Origin of the sequence: Actinomycetospora sp. NBRC 106375, from assembly GCF_030269665.1 — a bacterium.
Taxonomy (GTDB): domain Bacteria; phylum Actinomycetota; class Actinomycetes; order Mycobacteriales; family Pseudonocardiaceae; genus Actinomycetospora.
In genome coordinates this window covers 225,556-242,276 of record NZ_BSTS01000007.1, presented here as the reverse complement: position 1 = coordinate 242,276, position 16,721 = coordinate 225,556, and the positions used below count along the sequence as shown (strand labels likewise).

The 16,721-nt window shown below is 74.2% G+C and carries 18 protein-coding genes, 2 tRNA genes and 1 pseudogene; 8 read left to right on the top strand and 13 right to left on the bottom strand.

Translation table 11 applies throughout. From position 1 onward, the window contains the following. Positions 1-8: 8 nt before the first annotated feature. The 4 genes from QSK03_RS14145 to QSK03_RS14130 all read right to left on the bottom strand — a co-directional run bounded on the left by QSK03_RS14145 (position 9) and on the right by QSK03_RS14130 (position 4,142). Positions 9-1,019 (bottom strand): acetamidase/formamidase family protein, encoded by a 1,011-nt coding sequence (locus tag QSK03_RS14145; RefSeq protein WP_285653022.1) that lies wholly within the window; start codon positions 1,017-1,019, stop codon positions 9-11. A 15-nt stretch (positions 1,020-1,034) separates the two neighbouring features. Continuing rightward, positions 1,035-1,424, bottom strand: a complete 390-nt coding sequence (locus tag QSK03_RS14140; protein ID WP_285653020.1) for a hypothetical protein — start codon at positions 1,422-1,424, stop codon at positions 1,035-1,037. 125 nt (positions 1,425-1,549) lie between these two features. Beyond that, positions 1,550-3,358, bottom strand: a complete 1,809-nt coding sequence (locus QSK03_RS14135; protein ID WP_285653017.1) for a serine/threonine-protein kinase — start codon at positions 3,356-3,358, stop codon at positions 1,550-1,552. 160 nt (positions 3,359-3,518) lie between these two features. Next, on the bottom strand, positions 3,519-4,142 hold the full coding sequence (locus QSK03_RS14130; protein ID WP_285653014.1) for a DUF1707 SHOCT-like domain-containing protein: 624 nt from the start codon (positions 4,140-4,142) through the stop codon (positions 3,519-3,521). Between the two features lie 58 nt (positions 4,143-4,200). Here QSK03_RS14130 and QSK03_RS14125 point away from each other — a divergent pair, with 58 nt between their 5' ends. Next, on the top strand, positions 4,201-5,154 hold the full coding sequence (locus QSK03_RS14125) for a DUF3048 domain-containing protein (protein ID WP_285653012.1): 954 nt from the start codon (positions 4,201-4,203) through the stop codon (positions 5,152-5,154). Between the two features lie 30 nt (positions 5,155-5,184). Further along, on the top strand, positions 5,185-5,361 hold the full coding sequence (locus QSK03_RS14120) for a CsbD family protein (protein WP_285653008.1): 177 nt from the start codon (positions 5,185-5,187) through the stop codon (positions 5,359-5,361). A 46-nt stretch (positions 5,362-5,407) separates the two neighbouring features. On the opposite strand, the gene QSK03_RS14115 is transcribed toward QSK03_RS14120, so the two are convergent. After that, complete coding sequence (locus QSK03_RS14115) at positions 5,408-5,653, bottom strand: hypothetical protein (RefSeq protein WP_285653006.1); 246 nt, start codon at positions 5,651-5,653, stop codon at positions 5,408-5,410. 296 nt (positions 5,654-5,949) lie between these two features. On the opposite strand from QSK03_RS14115, the gene QSK03_RS14110 reads away from it, so the two are divergent. Then, positions 5,950-6,285 carry a hypothetical protein gene (locus tag QSK03_RS14110; RefSeq protein ID WP_285653003.1) on the top strand — a complete coding sequence of 112 codons (336 nt, stop codon included), beginning with the start codon at positions 5,950-5,952 and terminating at the stop codon, positions 6,283-6,285. A 3-nt stretch (positions 6,286-6,288) separates the two neighbouring features. Here the strand turns inward: QSK03_RS14110 and QSK03_RS14105 are convergent, their stop codons facing one another. Together QSK03_RS14105 and QSK03_RS14100 are read right to left on the bottom strand one after the other, a co-directional pair. Further along, positions 6,289-6,639 carry a VOC family protein gene (locus QSK03_RS14105; RefSeq protein WP_285653001.1) on the bottom strand — a complete coding sequence of 117 codons (351 nt, stop codon included), beginning with the start codon at positions 6,637-6,639 and terminating at the stop codon, positions 6,289-6,291. 50 nt (positions 6,640-6,689) lie between these two features. Then, positions 6,690-7,289: a CGNR zinc finger domain-containing protein gene (locus QSK03_RS14100; RefSeq protein WP_285652998.1), complete on the bottom strand. Its 600-nt coding sequence runs from the start codon at positions 7,287-7,289 to the stop codon at positions 6,690-6,692. 54 nt (positions 7,290-7,343) lie between these two features. Between QSK03_RS14100 and QSK03_RS14095 the strand changes: the two genes are divergently transcribed. Together QSK03_RS14095 and QSK03_RS14090 are read left to right on the top strand one after the other, a co-directional pair. After that, positions 7,344-8,234, top strand: coding sequence for a pyridoxamine 5'-phosphate oxidase family protein (locus QSK03_RS14095; protein WP_285652995.1), 891 nt, complete (start codon positions 7,344-7,346; stop codon positions 8,232-8,234). A 14-nt stretch (positions 8,235-8,248) separates the two neighbouring features. After that, entirely contained in the window at positions 8,249-8,782 is a 534-nt protein-coding gene (locus QSK03_RS14090) for a hypothetical protein (protein ID WP_285652992.1), read from the top strand. 94 nt (positions 8,783-8,876) lie between these two features. Here the strand turns inward: QSK03_RS14090 and QSK03_RS14085 are convergent. Both QSK03_RS14085 and QSK03_RS14080 read right to left on the bottom strand, forming a co-directional pair. Continuing rightward, a tRNA-Arg gene (locus tag QSK03_RS14085) sits at positions 8,877-8,949 on the bottom strand. A gap of 43 nt (positions 8,950-8,992) precedes the next feature. Beyond that, positions 8,993-9,082 (bottom strand) — tRNA-Ser (locus tag QSK03_RS14080). Between the two features lie 155 nt (positions 9,083-9,237). On the opposite strand from QSK03_RS14080, the gene QSK03_RS14075 reads away from it, so the two are divergent. Then, entirely contained in the window at positions 9,238-10,269 is a 1,032-nt protein-coding gene (locus tag QSK03_RS14075) for a zinc-dependent alcohol dehydrogenase family protein (protein WP_285652989.1), read from the top strand. Positions 10,270-10,363: 94 nt separating this feature from the next. Here QSK03_RS14075 and QSK03_RS14070 read toward each other — a convergent pair whose 3' ends face one another. Together QSK03_RS14070 and QSK03_RS14065 are read right to left on the bottom strand one after the other, a co-directional pair. Beyond that, positions 10,364-12,115 carry a phosphatidylglycerol lysyltransferase domain-containing protein gene (locus QSK03_RS14070; protein WP_285652988.1) on the bottom strand — a complete coding sequence of 584 codons (1,752 nt, stop codon included), beginning with the start codon at positions 12,113-12,115 and terminating at the stop codon, positions 10,364-10,366. Positions 12,116-12,162: 47 nt separating this feature from the next. Next, a complete protein-coding gene (locus QSK03_RS14065; RefSeq protein ID WP_285652985.1) occupies positions 12,163-12,915 on the bottom strand; it encodes a dienelactone hydrolase family protein in 753 nt (250 codons plus the stop codon). A gap of 99 nt (positions 12,916-13,014) precedes the next feature. Here QSK03_RS14065 and hisC point away from each other — a divergent pair, with 99 nt between their 5' ends. After that, entirely contained in the window at positions 13,015-14,067 is a 1,053-nt protein-coding gene (hisC, locus tag QSK03_RS14060; RefSeq protein ID WP_285652983.1) for a histidinol-phosphate transaminase, read from the top strand. Positions 14,068-14,183: 116 nt separating this feature from the next. Here hisC and QSK03_RS14055 read toward each other — a convergent pair. Both QSK03_RS14055 and QSK03_RS14050 read right to left on the bottom strand, forming a co-directional pair. Beyond that, positions 14,184-15,146: pseudogene (locus tag QSK03_RS14055) on the bottom strand (acyltransferase family protein); the annotation flags it as partial. A gap of 58 nt (positions 15,147-15,204) precedes the next feature. Further along, entirely contained in the window at positions 15,205-15,933 is a 729-nt protein-coding gene (locus QSK03_RS14050) for a DUF1990 family protein (protein WP_285652982.1), read from the bottom strand. Between the two features lie 80 nt (positions 15,934-16,013). Here QSK03_RS14050 and QSK03_RS14045 point away from each other — a divergent pair, with 80 nt between their 5' ends. Beyond that, positions 16,014-16,691 (top strand): DUF1990 family protein, encoded by a 678-nt coding sequence (locus tag QSK03_RS14045; protein ID WP_285652980.1) that lies wholly within the window; start codon positions 16,014-16,016, stop codon positions 16,689-16,691. Positions 16,692-16,721: the final 30 nt, after the last annotated feature.

The window sequence follows — 16,721 nt, the reverse complement described above, 5'->3', positions numbered from 1 at the left end:
GGGCTCCTCTAGATCACCGACGCCGCGCGGGCGCGCAGGTCCGCGTGCAGGCCGTCGAACGGGCGCAGTCCGGGCACGAGCGCCTTGGACACCTTCGTCACCGCGCTGTAGTTGGTGTCGACCACGTTGGCGAGCGGCGCCAGCGCGGTCTGCGTCAGCAGCTGGTAGGCGTCGAGACGGTCGAGGCCGAGCAGCCCGCTCAGCCAGGTGATCATCTCGACCTGGCTGATCCGCCAGGCGTCCTCCAGGGGCCGCGACGAGCCGACGACGAGGATCTCGTCGTCGTTCTCGAGCCGCGGCCACGCCGGTGCCGTCGCCGCCGACGCCTTGACCAGGTCGACGAGGAGCGTGACGTCCATGGCGCCCTCGACCGCGGTGCCGCAGGCCTCGCCCTCGCCCTGCCGGTAGTGCCCGTCGCCGACCGAGAAGATCGCGCCGGGCGTGTTCACCGGCAGGTAGCAGGTGGCGCCCGCGCGCATCTCGGGCGTGTCCATGTTCCCGCCGAAGGCGTCCGGCGTGAGCGAGGAGCGCACCTCGCCGAGGGCGGGGGCGACGCCGACCGTGCCCAGCATCGGGGCGAGCGGCAGGTCGATCGCGAGGTCTGCCCGCTGGGCGGAGAACGTGACCGTGCTCCGCGCGCGGTCGACCTCGTAGATCCAGGTGCGCTCCTCGAGCGGCTCGTTCAGCAGGGCCGTGCGGTCGGTCCCGGTGAGCCCGCCGAAGAACGGGACGAGCGTCGAGGCGCCCCAGTCACGGGCCGGCGTGAGGTCGACGAGGTGCAGCACGAGCGTGTCGCCGGGCTCGGCACCGCGCACGGAGAAGGGGCCGGTCTGCGGGTTGAGGAAACCCATTCGCAGGTTCGCGCTCGCGAGGTCGGACGTCGAGCTGATCGTCCCGCCGAACGCGTCGTCGCACCACAGGCGCATGACGCTGCCGGGGTCGACCTCGCGGACCGGGGCGGCGCCGCCGAACGTGTACACGTACTGCGACGGCTCGGGCCGGAACTCCACGACGTCCACGACGACCTCCCGCGATCAGTACTCGTCGGATCCCGTCAGGGTGTGCTCGAGCTGGTCGGCGATGCGGGTGACCAGCCGGAACGGGCCGTCGAACTCGGCGAACGAGAGGTCCTCGATCGGCGTGGCGTGCCGGAACACCGCGACCCCGCCCACAGCTGCGGCGCCGCCGACCACGGCGTCCTCGGCGAGCTCGAGCAGGCGGCGGGCGTCGATGTCGTCGAGGCGCCCGATCGGCGACTCGATCTGGAGCCAGTCGTGGCCGTCGACCTCGCCCTTGTGGTGCACGTAGACCAGCTGCGTGCGGTCCTCGGACGTCGGGAGCCGGAACGTGAGGCTGTGCCGGTCCTGGGCCATGACCTCGTAGCGCACGCGGACCCACATCACGAGGTCGTCCCACGAGGCCACCGACCACTCACCGTCCTCACGCCGGCCCTCGGAGCCGGAGCCGTCAGACCCGCCCGGACGGCGCTCCGGGCGGCGAGATCGCACCGTAGCAGCGCGCGCCGTCGTCGATCGTCGTCCGCGCTCGGTCACCGGACGCCCCCGCCCACCAGGCGATCCCACCCGGCCGGGTTGACGGCGGCGGTCGCGCCGCTGCGGTCGAGCAGGCGCAGGAGCGCGGCCCCGTCCCGGGGTCGGTCGCCGACCTCCTGGGCCGTGGCCCGGCGCAGCACCGGCACCAGACGCGGGGAGAGGCGGTGCACCGCGGCGAACGCCTCCGGGCCCGGCCCGTCGAGGATGCGCCGGGCGATGTCGAGGATGTTGTCGCCGTCGAACAGGTGGTCGCCGCGGGCGGCGAACACGACGCAGCAGGCCCACGCCCACACGTCCGTGGCCGGCCCCGCGCCGTTGCCCGTGACCTGCTCGGGCGCCATGTAGCCGGGCGTGCCGACCATGTTGCCCGCCGGCGTGTGATGCGTCTGCCCGACGACGCGGGCGATGCCGAAGTCGACGACCTTGGGGCCGGCGGAGGTCAGGAGCACGTTGCCGGGCTTGAGGTCCCGGTGGGTGATGCCGTCGGCGTGCAGCGCGGCGAGCGCGCGGGCGAGCGCGATGGCGGTGCGGGTGAGCATCTCGCCGTCGGTGACCGCGCCCGAGGCCGCCACGAACGCGTGCAGCGACGGGCCGTCGAGGCGCTCCATGACGATGTAGGGCATCGAGCCGTCGAAGCCGACGCCGAGCACGCGGGCGGTGTAGTCGCCGGTGACCTTCTGCAGCGTCTGACCCTCCCGCAGGAAGCGCGTGCGGGCGTCGACGTCGTCGAGCAGGTGCGGGGCGAGCACCTTGATGGCCACGACACCGTGGGTGCCGGCGCGGTGCCCGAGGTAGACGGTGCCCATGCCGCCGGAGCCGAGACGTCCGGTCAGCGTGTACTCGCCGACCGTGCGGGGGTCGTGCGGCGTGAGCGGCTGCTCGGGGGCGGCCAGGTCGACCAGGCGGGTCGACGGGCCGATCGACGGCCCCATGGACGGTGCCGGCGCCGCCCGCGGCGTGGGGGGCGGCGGCACCGAGGGCCGGCCCGGGCCGGGTGCTACTGCGGCGGGCAGGGCCGGGTGCTCCGGCGGTGCCTCGGACTGCGCCGACTTCCGGGCGCGCAGCAGGCGGCGCTCCTTGACCGCCGGCAGCCGGGCCGCGCGCAGGGCCTCGGGCACCACCGGCGCCTCGCGGCACGCGCGGGGCCGTCCGCCCCGCGCCACGATCTGCTGGGCGAGCAGGAACAGGGCCGCCCCGACGCCGATGCCCGGCGCCGCGAGCGTGCCGCCGACGGCGACGAGGACGCCGAAGACCACGACGGCGAGCAGCACCGTCGCCTTGCCGCGGCTGGTCGGCCACGGGCGCGTCACCGGCATGGCCCGGCGCCGCTCGAGGTCGAGCCCGCCGACGTAGAGCCCCGCCACCGCGAGCGACAGCAGCGCGAGCATCACCAGGCCGGAGATCGTGACGGTCGGGCCGCTGGTGGTCGGCGCCGGGAGGCCGGCGTCCTCCAGCCGGCGGACCAGCGCACGCAGCGCGGTGCGGCGGCCGTCGGCGAGCTGCCCCGCGACGAGCGAGACCGTGAGCGTGCCGACGAGCGCCGTCACCGCGGCCGTCAGGACCGTGAGGCCGAGCGCCCGCGGGATGGGCAGGTCGGCCGCGCGGTGCAGGTGGCGGCGGGCCCGGCGCCGCTCGGCGCCGGAGAGCCGCGACACGCGGTCGGTCACGACGCGGTCCACGAGCATCGCCGTGCGTCGGTGCGCGGCGGCGCGCCGGTGCAGCGGCGCCATGGCGAAGCCCGTCAGCACCCCCGCCGCGATCACGACGAGAACGGGCAGTCCCGGGCCCAGCTCGGCCAGCCCCACCGCACGTCCTCCTCTCGTCGATCCCGACACCGACTTCATGCGCGACGGTACCGGGGGTCCGGATCATCCCTGAGCGCGTCGTCCCGGCGTGGCGTCACCCTCACGCGTCACGGTGGTTTTCTCGCGTCACGGGCCCGGCGCCGCGCGCTCGACGCCCGCCTCATGTATCCGGCCCCGTTCCGCTGCGCGTCCGGCGCCCCGGGCGCCACCGCGACCTGCGGGGATGCCGGAGCACCACGTCGCCGAGGCTGTGGCGGCCGCGGACGACGACGTGCGGCACCCCGCGCTCGCGCCGGTGCGCGGTGTCGTCCTTGACCTTGCCGGCCGCGATCCGCAGGTCGTCGACGTCGGCGGTCGCGTGGTCCGGCAGCACGAGCAGGGGCGAGCACAGTCCGGTCGCGAGCTCGACGATCACGACCGGCGCCGTGAACTCGGCGCCGGTGAAGTCGAGCGTCACCCCGCCCACCCAGCTGTGGACGCGCACCAGCGGCGGGACGCGCCAGTAGCCCCGGCGCGTGATCGCCCCGGCGAGCCCGGCCTGCAGGTCGAGGACGTCGATCGGGCGGGAGGCCTGCAGCGAGGCGCCCGGCAGGTCGTCGAGCAGGCCGTCGAGATCGCCGCGCACCCGGGCGGCGAGCGCCGTCGCGCTGCGGTCGGAGTACTCCGCGGGCGTGATCTGCCCGGCCACCATCGCCCGCGCGAGGAACTGCTGCACCTGCTCGCGCTCCACGTCGGAGACACGCAAGGACGCGGGGTCCCCCGGCTCCGGACTCGCGGACGTCACAGTCGCGATGATAGGGCGCCGCCGGTGAGGGTCCGGTGGTCGTGAGGGAGGTGAGCGGGTGCCGCGGGGCCTGCGTGTCGTCCTCGCGGTGGTCGCGGCCGCCGTCGTCGCCGCCCCGCTCGCGGGGTGCGGGAGCGCCGGGCGCGCGTCCCCGCTCACCGGGCTGCCCGTGACGTCCGACCGGCCGGTGCTCGCCGTGAAGGTCGACAACTCGCCCGCCGGGCGGCCGTGGACCGGGGTCGAGGACGCCGACGTCGTCTACGTCGAGCCCGTCGAGGGCGGCACGACCCGGCTCCTCGCCGTGTTCTCGTCGCGCCTGCCGGCGTCGGTCGGGCCGGTCCGCAGCGCGCGGGAGTCGGACGTCACCGTGCTCGCGGCCTACGGCCACCCGGCGCTGGCGTTCTCCGGCTCCGCTCCCGAGCTCGCCCCGACACTCGCCGGCGCACCGATCGCGGCGGTGACCCCCGAGACCGCGGCCCCGGCCTTCCACCGCGATCCCGCGCGGCGGGCCCCGTCCAACCTCTACGCCGACCCCGCCGCACTGCTGTCCGCGGCGGGCTCGGCCGGCGGTGCGTCGCCGCCGCGCGACGTCGGCTTCCGCTTCGGGGCGCTCCCGCCGGGCGGGGACGTCGTCCGCCGGCGGGACGTCGCCTTCGGCACCGCCGAACTGGTGCTCACGTGGGACGCCGTGCGGGGGCGGTGGATCGTCGAGCCCGGCGCGGCGGGCCCCGTCGTCCCGGCCACCGGAGGCGACCCGGTCGGCGCCGCGACGGTGCTGGTCCAGCACGTCACGACCCGGCCCTCGGCGATCCGCGACGCTGCCGGGGCCGTCTCGCCCTACGCCGTGACCGTCGGCGAGGGCGCCGCCGAGGTCCTGCGCGACGGCCGGTCGTTCCCCGCCCGGTGGTCCCGCCCGACACCCACCGACCCGACCGCGGTGCTGGGCGCCGACCGGCTCCCCGTGCCCTTCGCGGCCGGCCCGGTCTGGGTGCTGCTCGTCCCGGACGGTTGAGGACCCCCTCCGATCGGGTAGGCCCTCGGCATGGGTGCTGACGACAAGTTCGACAACCAGGCCGACAAGCTCAAGGGCAAGGTCAAGGAGACCGCCGGCACGCTCAACGGTGACGAGGAGCTGCGCACCGAGGGCAAGGCCGACCAGACCAAGGGCGACATCAAGCAGGCCGGCGAGAAGATCAAGGACGCCTTCAAGTCCAACTGACGCGTCACGGCCCCGGGCACCGATCGGTCCCGGGGCCGACGTGTGTCTAGTAGCCGCGCGACTCCCGGCGCCCGGCGAACGCGTAGACCGGCGTGCCGTCCCCGTCCCGCCGTGCCAGGCGGTGCACCGCGAAGACGTTGATACCGGGGATCGAGCCGCCGAACATGTCGCTGACCTTCTGGCGCGGCCCCTGCTCGACCAGCACCAGGAACTCCTCGGGGAGGTTCGCCCCCTCGGCGATGGTGAGGTCGTGGTCGCCCTGGCACGGGCCGTCGTCGAGTCGGATGCGCATGCGGCCCTCCCCTCGCACTCGTCGGCTGACCGGCGTCATGGTGACACGGCCGGAGGGGCCGGTCAGATCGTCCGGGCCCGCTCTTTGCAGCTGTACTTGCACATGCAAGGATGATCGCCGCCGGTCATGCCCCCCGTGATCGGCAATGGACCCGGTCGGTGTCCCCCCGCCGGCCGGGTCCCCCCTTCACCGTCGGGCGAGCCCGATCTCACGCCCGACGAGCATCCGGGCTGGATTGGACCGGGCCGCGAGCGGACACTCTCACCCCGTTCCCCGAGTGATGGGTGAGAGCGGACGTGCAGAAGGACGAGGTGGCGGCGAGGCTCGCGCAGCAGGCATCGGATGCGCTCCTCGAACTGCTCGAGCACGTCCGCACCCGCCCGCCCTCGGACGACCGCTTCGACTCCTCCTCGGACTCCCTCGACACGCTCGCCCGCGCGGTCGTCGCCATCGGTGACGTCGTCGACGGGTGCACCGCACCCTCGGGTGCCGACGAAGACCCCGACGGCGTCGCCCAGCGCACCCGCGAGCTCGCCACGGCCATCGTGCGCCGCCGCAACTCCCTGCTCGCCGAGAACGCCGCGGTCCGGATGCGTCGCGCGGCGGTGGTGTCCGTCCGTCGAGCCGGCTGAGCCCTACGTCGCCGGTGCGCCGCCGAACCCGATCTCGTTGCCGTCGGCGTCCCGATAAACGATCTTGCGGACGCCGCCGGGATAGTCCTCGTGCCGCGCGGGCTCCAGGCCCCGGCCTCGTGCTGCGTCGACCCTCGCGTCCAGATCCCCCGGGAAGATCGTCAGCTCGCCGTGCCCCGCGTGCGCGGCGTTCTCCTTGATGTAGAGCCACCGGTGCTCGGCGAGCTCCCAGACGGCCTCGGTGTCGGAGGGGAGGAAGCTCGGCTCCCCTCCCAGGAGCCGCTCGTACCAGGCCTTCGACACCCCGTAGTCGCTCACGAAGAGGCCCGCGAACAGGTCGACCTCGGTGCTCATGACACCCGCTCCCGCGTCTAGTCCTGATTCAGGACTAGACGGTAGCAGGTTCATTCGGCCGAGGAGCGTCGCCGCCGCGCCTCGTGCGCCGCGACCTTGCTGCGGTTGCCGCAGACCTCCATGGAGCACCACCGCCGCGCGCGGTTGCGCGAGGTGTCGAGGAAGATGAGCACGCAGGTGTCGTGGTTGGCGCAGCGCCGCAGCCGGTCGAGCCGGTCGCCGGCGAACAGACGCGCGCCCGCGTCGGCGAGGAGCCACGGCAGCACGGCGGGATCGGCGTCGAGGTCGGCCCGCAGTCCGTAGCGCAGCGCGCCGTCCGGGCCGCGGGTCAGCGCGGCGCCCGGCCCGGTGGCCAGGACCGCGTTGAGGGTCGCGATCGTCGTGTCGGGCACCGGCCCGCCCTCGACGACCGCATCGACGCCGGCCCGCACCGCCTGGCGCATCGCCAGCGTCCGCGCGTGGACGGCCGGCGGGATCGCGGACGGGGCACCGTCCAGCGGGGAGGCGGCGACCCAGTCGGCGAGCCCCTCCGGCGTCGCCACGGTGTCGACGAGAGCACCTCCGTCGACGAGCACGGTGTTGACGAGGTCGAGCGCGAGGTCTCCCGCGAGGAACACGAAGCGCTCCTCGTGGCGTTCCTCCTGCGACATGGCTAACCTTCGTAAGTCGTCGATGGTGGTTAGCACGATACGACGGGAGAAATCATGGCGCACCGCGGGCTCGTCGACACCGGGTTCCACGAGGGCGAGCTCCGCGTCCAGCAGCGGGCCGGGGTCGCGGACGACGCCCACCGTCTCGCCGGGATGCTCACCACGCCGCACCTCGGCGAGGGCATGAGCCGGTTCGTCGCCGAGCGGGAGCTGGCCTTCATCACCGCCGAGGACGATCACGGGCGCCTGTGGACCTCCCCGGTGTTCGGCCCGCGGGGGTTCGCACAGGGCGACGGCCGGACGCTGACGCTCGCGAGCGCCGTGCCCGCGGGCGACCCGCTGGAGGGGCTCCCGGCCGGGCGGCAGGTGGGCGTCCTGCTGATCGACTTCGCGCGGCGACGGCGGCTGCGGGTCAACGGCGTCGTGAGCTCGGTCGACTCCGGGGCGCTCACGGTCGCCGTCGAGCAGGCGTACGGGAACTGTCCCCGCTACATCCATCCGCTCGACGACCGCGCGCTGGCCGGCGCCCACCCGGCCGGTCGCGGTGACGGTCTCCGGAGCGAGGACCTCGCGCAGATCACCGCCGCCGACACGTTCATCCTCGGCACGCGGCATCCCGACCGCGGCGCGGACACGTCCCACCGCGGCGGCGATCCCGGGTTCGTCCACCACGCGGGCGCTCGCCTGTGGTGGCCCGACCATCCCGGCAACAACCTGTTCAACACGCTGGGGAACCTCGACGTGGACCCGGCCGCGTCGCTGCTGTTCCTCGACCCGGGCCGCGGCGCGATCCTCCAGCTCTCCGGCACCGGCGTCGTCGAGTGGACCGACGAGGAGGAGACCGGACGGCGGGTGTGGTTCACGCCCGAGCGGGTCGTGACCTCCGCGGCAGGACAGGGGCCCTCGCGACAGCGCCTCAGTCTTCCGGCCGCGGAGCTCCGCTGACAGGATCACCGGCGATGCCAGCGAACCCGGATCCCGACCAGCTCCGCCAGCTCCTCCATGCGTTGTCCTCGGAGGACCGCGACGACCGCCGGCCCTGGGCGGATGCGCTGGGCGAGTGGTGGCGCGGTGGCCGGCTCGATCCGCAGACGGCGAGCACCCTCGGTACGGTGGTGACCTGGTGCGCGATGGTCGACGACGACGCCGGTGGCATCCGGGCCAAGGTCCTCGACTCCCTCGCCGCCCTCGCCGAGGACGGCCGCCTGCCCGAGGCCAGCCTCGACCGGCTCACGCGGGGCGCCGACGCGCAGTGGGTCCCCGACAACGAGCAGGCCGCCACCAAGACCCTGCGCGCCGCCCTCGGTCGGTCGCCGGGTGGTCGCAAGGACCCCAAGGGCTACCTCTGGACGCTGGTCGACCACGTCCACGCCCTCACGTCCCCCGACCAGGCCCAGCGCGAAGCCGCCGTGGGGCCGGCCGCCGCCGAGGTCGGCATCGGCACCGCGGATGCCCAGACGCTCGCCGTCGTGTCCGGGTGGGCGACCGCCTGAGGGTCTGACGGGCGACGACGACGCCGGGACCCCGAACGCAAGACAGCGGGGGCATCGCTGACGCGATACCCCCGCTGAGCTGCCTCGACCGGCGCGCGCCCGAAGGGATTCGAACCCCTAACCTTCTGATCCGTAGTCAGATGCTCTATCCGTTGAGCTACGGGCGCAGTGTGCGGTTGTGAAGCCCCGACCATGTCCGGACCGCGGCCGCGGAGGCTCCGGGATTTGAACCCGGGAGGGAGCCGAACTCCCAACCGCATTAGCAGTGCGGCGCCATAGACCAGACTAGGCGAAGCCTCCCGAGGACCCCTGGGGCCTCCGTCGGGAACAGTACACACCGCCGTCCACCCGCCCGGCCGCCACCCCCCGTCGGGCGTGACGTGTGCACGGTCCTGCATGCCGCCTCGCCGGGTTCGGGTAGCCCACGACCGAATCGATCCCGAAGGAAGGACCGCATGAAGGCGACGCTGATCTACGGAGCGGGCGACATCCGGGTGGAGGACGTGCCCGACCCGACGCTGCAGTGCTCCACCGACGCGATCGTGCGGATCACGCACTCGTGCATCTGCGGCAGCGACCTGTGGCCGTACAAGAGCCGCGAGCAGACCGAGCAGGGCGACCGGATCGGCCACGAGTTCATCGGGGTGGTCGAGGAGACCGGCTCGGACGTGAGCCGCATCCAGCGGGGCGACCTCGTGGTCGCGCCCTTCTACTACGGCGACGGCACCTGCGAGTACTGCCGTCTGGGCCTCACCAGCGCCTGCCCGAACGGCAACGCCTGGGGCGCCGAGACCGACGGCGGCCAGGGCGAGGCCGCCCGGGTGCCGTACGCGGACGCCGTGCTGATGAAGCTGACCGTGCCGCACGACTCGGAGCTCATGCCGAGCCTGCTCACGCTCTCCGACGTCTTCGGGACCGGGCACCACGCCGCCGTGTCCGCGAAGGTCGGCCCGGGCAAGGACGTCGCGGTGATCGGTGACGGCGCCGTGGGCCTGCTCGCGGTGCTGGCCGCGAAGCGTCTCGGCGCCGAGCGCATCGTGCTGATGGGCCGCCACCAGGACCGCACCGACCTCGGCCGCGAGTTCGGCGCCACCGACGTCGTCGCGGAGCGCGGCGAGGAGGGCGAGCAGAAGGTCCGCGACCTGCTCGGCAGCGACGGGGTGCACTCGGCGATCGAGGCCGTGGGCTACGAGCAGTCGCTCACGTCGGCGATCAACCTCACCAAGCCCGGCGGGCACGTCGGCATCGTGGGCGTGCCGCAGAGTGGCGAGCTGCCCAACCTGGCGCAGAAGTTCTTCAAGAACGTCACCGTCGCCGGCGGCATCGCCCCGACCCAGGCGAACATGTACGAGCTGCTGCCCGACGTGCTCGACGGGCAGATCGAGCCGGGCAAGGTGTTCAACCGGACGATCAAACTCGACGAGACCCCGGACGGGTACCGCGCCATGAACGACCGCGAGGCCCTCAAGGTGCTCGTCCGGCCCTGAGGCAGGCGAACGAACGGGGACTTTGCGCGCCTAGAAGCAGCGAACATCCAGTTGAGCACGCCGATAGGGCGTTCGCTGCAAACAACAGGCGCGCTCAGGTCCGGCGCAGGAGGCGGAGCAGGGTCGGCGGGCGCCCGCCGTACCCCTCCGCCTCGAACGCCGCGACGGCGATGCGCGGCAGGTCGCGGACGGCGTCGAAGACGAGGAACCGCGGCAGCCATTCGGGACCGAAGCGGGCGTTGAAGCGGTAGAGCGTGTCGATCTGCCACCAGCGCGAGGCGATGCGCAGCAGCCGCGCCCAGAGGCGCGCGACCGGGCCGGCCCCGATCTTCTCGCCGCGTTCGAGGGCCGAGCGGAACACCGCGAAGTTCAGCGACACCCGGTCGACGCCCAGGCCCCGGCAGGCTGCGAGCAGGTCGGCGATAAGCAGTTCGTTGAGGCCGTTGTCGGGCACCGCGGGGTCGCGGATCATGAGGTCGAGCGAGAGCCCCTCGGTGCCCCAGGGCACGAACTGGAGCAGCCCCCGGGTCGCTCCCTCGGCGGTCGCGACGACCACCACGGCCTCGGGGTCGGCCTCGCGGTCGGCGACCCGGGAGAGCGCCATCGAGAACCCGCGCTCCGCCGGCCCGCCCCGCCACTGCGCCACGAGCTCCCGCAGGGCGGCGAGCTCGTCGTCGTCGATGTCGTGCAGCCGGCGCACCGTGGTCTCGTAGCCCGCGCGCCGGACCCGCGAGACGGCCTGCCGCACGGTGCGCATCGACCGGCCCTGCAGCGAGAACGTGGTGACGTCGACGACGGCCTCGTCCCCGAGCTCGAGGGCGTCGAGCCCGCCCTCGCGTGCCCAGACCCGCGCGCCGGACTCGGAGCAGCCGAGCACGGCAGGCACCCAGCCGTAGCGGCGGCAGACGTCGAGGAACTCGGTGATCGCGCCCGGCCAGGCCTCGAGGTCGCCCAGCGGGTCGCCCGACGCCAGCGCGACCCCGGCGACCACCCGGTATCCGACGGCCGCCTTGCCCGACGGCGAGAACACCACCGCCTTGTCGCGGCGCAGGGCGAAGTACCCGAGCGAGTCGGCCCGGCCGTGGCGGGCGAGCAGCGCCCGGATGCCCTCCGCGTCCTCACCCGTCAGTGCGGGGCGCGGCTCGGCCGAGCGCAGCAGGAAGTAGCCCCCGAGCACGAGGGCGGCGATCCCGAAGGTCAGCCCGATGGCCGCGGTGAGGTCGTCGAACCAGAGCGCCTTGAACTCCACCGGCCCGCTGACCCCGACCAGCGAGAGCCCGGCCTGGGCGAGCTTGTCCCCGACGTCCGGCCGGCCCGCGAGCAGCGACGGGCGCACGAACAGCAGCAGGGCGACCACCACGAACCCGCCCAGCAGCATCTGCACGACGACGCGCACCGCGGCCAGCCGGCCCACGGGGTCGGGCAGGGCGGTGAACTCGCGGCGGGTGAGCAGGAGCCCGACCAGCAGCAGGAGGGTGATCACGGTCGGGACGACGGCGTGGCGCCCCACGACGTGGGAGACGATCAGCAGGACGCACGCCACCACCGCCAGCTGCCACGCCCGTCGTTTCCGGCGCCGCAGCCCCGTGGCCAGCATCATCAGCCCGACGCCGAGCGTCGCCACGACGGCCGTCCCGACCAGGGTCGCCTCGGGCGGGAGCCCGAACCACGTCGCGGGCTGCAGCCGCCGGCGCAGCAGGGGCGTCACCAGCGAGAGGACCGTGAGCAGCCCGGCGACCCGGGCCGCCCACACCACGACGCGCGCGACCCGCCGTCCGCGCCAGCGGGCGAAGCGGCCCTCGACGGCGGCCGCGGTGGGGCGGTCCGTCGGCACCCCCGACGCCATGTGTCCTCCGGTCGGTGTGGGCCCCGGACGGAGCCCACGACGGCGAGCTAGCGCAGATGCGCGTCCAGCCAGTTCAGTACCCGGCTGCGGGCCTCCATCTTGGTCGCCTCCTCGGAGTTCCCCTCGTCCAGGGGATCCGGCTGCACGGCGGCGTGCTCGTCGACGTCGAAGCGGTGCTCCCGCGACGGGTAGACGACGACGTCGACGACCCGGCCGGACGAGTGCGCGGCCTCGCGGAGACGGTCGACCTCGGAGGGGTCGACGGGGTCGCCGCGCTCGCCGTAGAGCCCCAGCCACGGGCAGGTCAGCTCGCCCACCACGTCCACGAGGGCCGGGAGGCCCGCCGAGAGCGGCGTGGCGACGCCGCCGGCGGAGACCGTGATGACCGCGCCGAGCGAGCGCTGCGCGGCGACCACGAGCGCGGCCGTGGCGCCGAGGTCGAAGCCGAGGACGGCCATGCGGTCGGACGTGACCCCGCGGTCGGCGAGCATGCCGAAGGCGGCGTCGGAGTCGGCGAGCACCGACTCGCCCGAGACGACGGCCGCGGCACGGCCGACCACCTCGTCCTCGGCGGTCTGCTCGTCGATGTCCGGGTCGTCGCGGTGGTAGAGGTGTGGGGCGATCGCGAGCCAGCCCTCGCCCGCGAGGGCCTCGACGATGGCCTGCGTGCGCGAGGTGACCCCCCGCGACTCGTGGAGGACCACCACACCGCCGCGGACCGCGTTCTCCGGTTCGCCGATCGTCACCCGCAGCTGGGTCTCGTCGACCAGCGGGATGGTCTCGGTGTGCGTCCCCGTCATGGTCCTCAGCCTTCCACGTCGCCGGTCGGCCGTCCTGTGGGCCCGGGCGATCCCGGCCAGGGACCGGGCTGGGGTTTCGGTGCGTTTACCGTGGTGACCGTGCCCGTCCGACTGCGTGACGACCTCGCCGGCCTCCCCACCTACGTCGCCGGTCGCACGGTGCCGGGCGCGGTGAAGCTCGCGAGCAACGAGATGCCGCTGCCGCCCCTGCCCGCCGTCCTCACCGCGGTCGCGCGGGCCGCGGAGGTCGGCAACCGCTACCCCGACATCGCGGTCACCACCCTGACCGCCCGGCTCGCCGAGCACCACGGTGTGGCCACGGCGCGGATCGCGGTCGGGTGCGGCTCGGTGGCGCTGTGCGGGCAGCTCGTGCAGGCGGTGTGCGCCCCCGGCGACGAGGTCGTCTACGCCTGGCGCTCGTTCGAGGCCTACCCGATCGTCACGCTCACCGGCCACGCGACGGCCGTGCCCGTGCCGCTCACGCCCGAGCACGTCCACGACCTCGACGCCATGGCCGCGGCGATCACCCCGCGCACGAGGATGGTGATCGTCTGCAACCCGAACAACCCGACCGGGACGGCGGTCGGCGAGGACGCGCTGCGTGCGTTCATCGCCCGCGTCCCCGAGGACGTGCTCGTGGTGCTCGACGAGGCCTACCGCGAGTTCGTCACCGACCCCGACGTCCCGGACGGCCTCGGGCTCGCCGCCGAGTTCGACAACGTCTGCGTGCTGCGGACCTTCTCGAAGGCCCACCGGCTCGCGGGGCTGCGCGTGGGCTACGCCGTCGGTCCCGCGGAGCTGGCCGCCGCGCTGCGCGGGGTGTCGGTGCCGTTCTCGGTGTCGGCGCCGGCCCAGGCCGCGGCGCTGGCCGCGCTCGACCACCTCGACGAGCTGCTCGCCGACTGCGCGGGGGCGGTCACCGAGGTCGACCGGATGACCTCGGCGCTGCGCACGCTCGGGTACGAGGTGCCGCCGTCGCAGGCCAACTTCGTCTGGCTGCCGCTGGGCACGCGCGCGGTCGGGTTCGCCGAGCACGCACTGGAGAACAAGGTCGTCGTGCGGGCCTTCGACGGCTCCGGGGTGCGGGTGAGCGCCGGCACGCCCGAGGAGGTCGACCTGTTCCTCGCGGCGGCGGGCTCCTTCGCGCGCTGAGGGGGCTGGGCGGGCTGCGCGGGCTGCGCGGGCTGGGGCGGTGTCGTCGTCCGCTGCGACGGCCGCCGGACCAGCCAGCGGTGCGCGGGGCGCTCGACGACCACCGTCAGTACCCAGCCGAGCAGCACCGCCACCGCCGTGACGAGCGCGAGGCGCCACCAGGGGTGGTGGCCGACGGTCGCCTCGAACGCCCAGGCGACGAAGTAGCCGATCTGCTGGTTCATCAGGTAGATGCCGTAGGAGATCCCGGCGAGCCAGCTGATCACCCGCGGGAGCGGGCCGACGCGCAGCACGCCCCAGTCCTGGCCGGCCGCGGCCGCGGCGATCCCGACGACGGCCACGGCGAGCACCAGCACCGACGGCAGGTCCGGGGTGTGGAGGTCCTCGGCGACCAGCCCGGCCAGCACCAGCGCGAGCAGGTGCACGGCGTGGAGGCGCCCGCGCGACCACAGCCAGACGGCGAGCCCGATGCCGAAGCACTGCCACCGGAACATGACCAGGCCGTAGAAGACCTCGCCCAGCGGGCCGTCCGGCGCGCCCACCTCCATCATCAGGACGGGCACGACGATCACGCCCCAGGCCATGAGCGGCAGCGTCCAGCGCCGCCGCCAGAACCCGCGTCCCACCGCGGCGGCGGCCACGGCGGCGAGGGTGAACATGCCCAGCTGGGCGGGCAGCGTCCAGTAGGAGTGGTCGAGGTAGACCACCGCCGGATCCCAGGTCTGCAGCAGCAGGAGGTTGCCGATGAGGTCGCGCCCGGACGGCGTCCAGTAGCCGAACTGCGCGGCGCCGAGCGTGGCCAGGTAGGTGACGGCCACGGCGACGACGTACGCCGGGAGCAAGCGGGCCAGGCGATCGACCCACCATCGTCCCGGTGGACGGGTCGACAGCGTGCGGCACACGAAGTACGCCGACATCACCATCAGGGTGTTGGCCCCGGCCTCGATGAACCACTGGAACGGCATGTGCGGGAGGAAGGGCATCACGCCGATGACCGAGTAGGTGGCGTGCTGGACGACCACGCTGGCGACCGCGACGACGCGTACGACGTCCCAGCTCAACTGCCGGGTTCCGCTCACAGCGCGCGGACGCTAGGAACGCTTCCTGAGAGGACGCTGAGATGACACCACGGCGGACCTAAGCGCTTCGGCCGTCCAGCTCACACGCCGGTACTCGCCGCGTGATCTCGCGCACCGCGCCCTCCCGGCGCGCTCCGAGGAGCCGGACCACACCGAGACAACACTGGATCCACAGTCCCGCCTGGATCTCGCGCCCGACGCCGAGGCGACGGTAGACGATCTCCGCGGCGCGGTCACCCGCACGGGACCACACCTCGATCGTGAAGTCCACGGTCCCGGGCCCGGCGTCGGCCGCGCGGAACTCGATCACGCCGGCCTCGAGGTGGCCGTCGAGCGTGCCGAAACGGAACGACGTGTCGGTGCGGGCGAGCGCCCGCACCGGCCCGTCCCACGGCGCCGGCATGGACACCCGGTACTCGTCGCCGACGAGCATCCGCCCCGGCTCGCCGCGCTGGCGCGCGAACGTCACGACGTATGGCGGGGCGGCGCGGTCGAGGTCGCGGGCGAGCACCGCGACCACGTCGCGGGCGAGGCCCGCGGCGCCGACCGCCCGGACGCTGAAGCGCCGGTGGAACAACGGCCCGAAGCCGTCCGCGACCGTCTTGGTCCGCCCGTCGAGGAGGGCGACCGGCCACGGGGCCGGCAGGTCGGTGCCGTCGCCCGGCTCGTGGCGCCGCTCGGTGGCCGGCAGCGTCCGCAAGTGCCGGCCGAGCATGATCAGCGCACCCCACCCGCGGCGGAGGCGTCCGAGCGGCGGGCGGAACGAGATCAGGCGGCGCGGTGACACGGTGCAGCGGGTAGCCGCCCGGCGGTGACACCATGCGCCGGTCCGTCCGGCGCTCGACGACTCCCAGGGGGAAGCACCGCGTGAGGATCACGGCCCACCCCGATCCCGCGGGCGCCCTCCGCGAGATCGCCGGCTACCGGCTCAACTACGACCCCGCCGACACCGAGGGCCGGGGCTGGCACCACGACCGGGTGCGCCACCTGCTCGGCGACGAGGAGCCCGGCGAGCCCGCGCCGGGCGGGCCCTTCGAGATCGCCCGTGGTCTCGTGCACGACTACGAGTTCGCCGAGCCCGCGATCATGCGGGCCTACTTCCACCGCGACGCCCCGCTGGTCGGGCGGGACATGCTCCTCGAGGGCCGCTTCGCGGTCCTGCGCTTCCCGATGGGCGTGCGCGTCGACGCCGAGGTCGACGAGGTGCGCGACCGCGCCGACGGGACCCGCGAGCGGTCGTGGGGCTGGAGCTATCGCACCCTCGAGCACCACCTCGAGCGCGGTCGGCTCCTCTACGAGGTGGTCAAGAACCTGGACACCGGCCGCGTCGAGTTCGTCATCACCGGCGTCTCGAGCCGGGCGGCGATCCCCAACCCGGTCATCGCGCTGGGCTTCGGGGTGTTCGGACGCTGGACCCAGACCCGGTTCTACCGCGCGGCGGGCCGCCGGCTCGCCCGCGTCGTCGCCGACGTCGCCGCGGGCGCCGACCGTCCCGTCCCCCGCGGGATCGGCCCGGACGATCTCGTGGTCGCGCCCACGGACTGACCGGATTGCCCCGCCCTGGGGCGTCGGCCA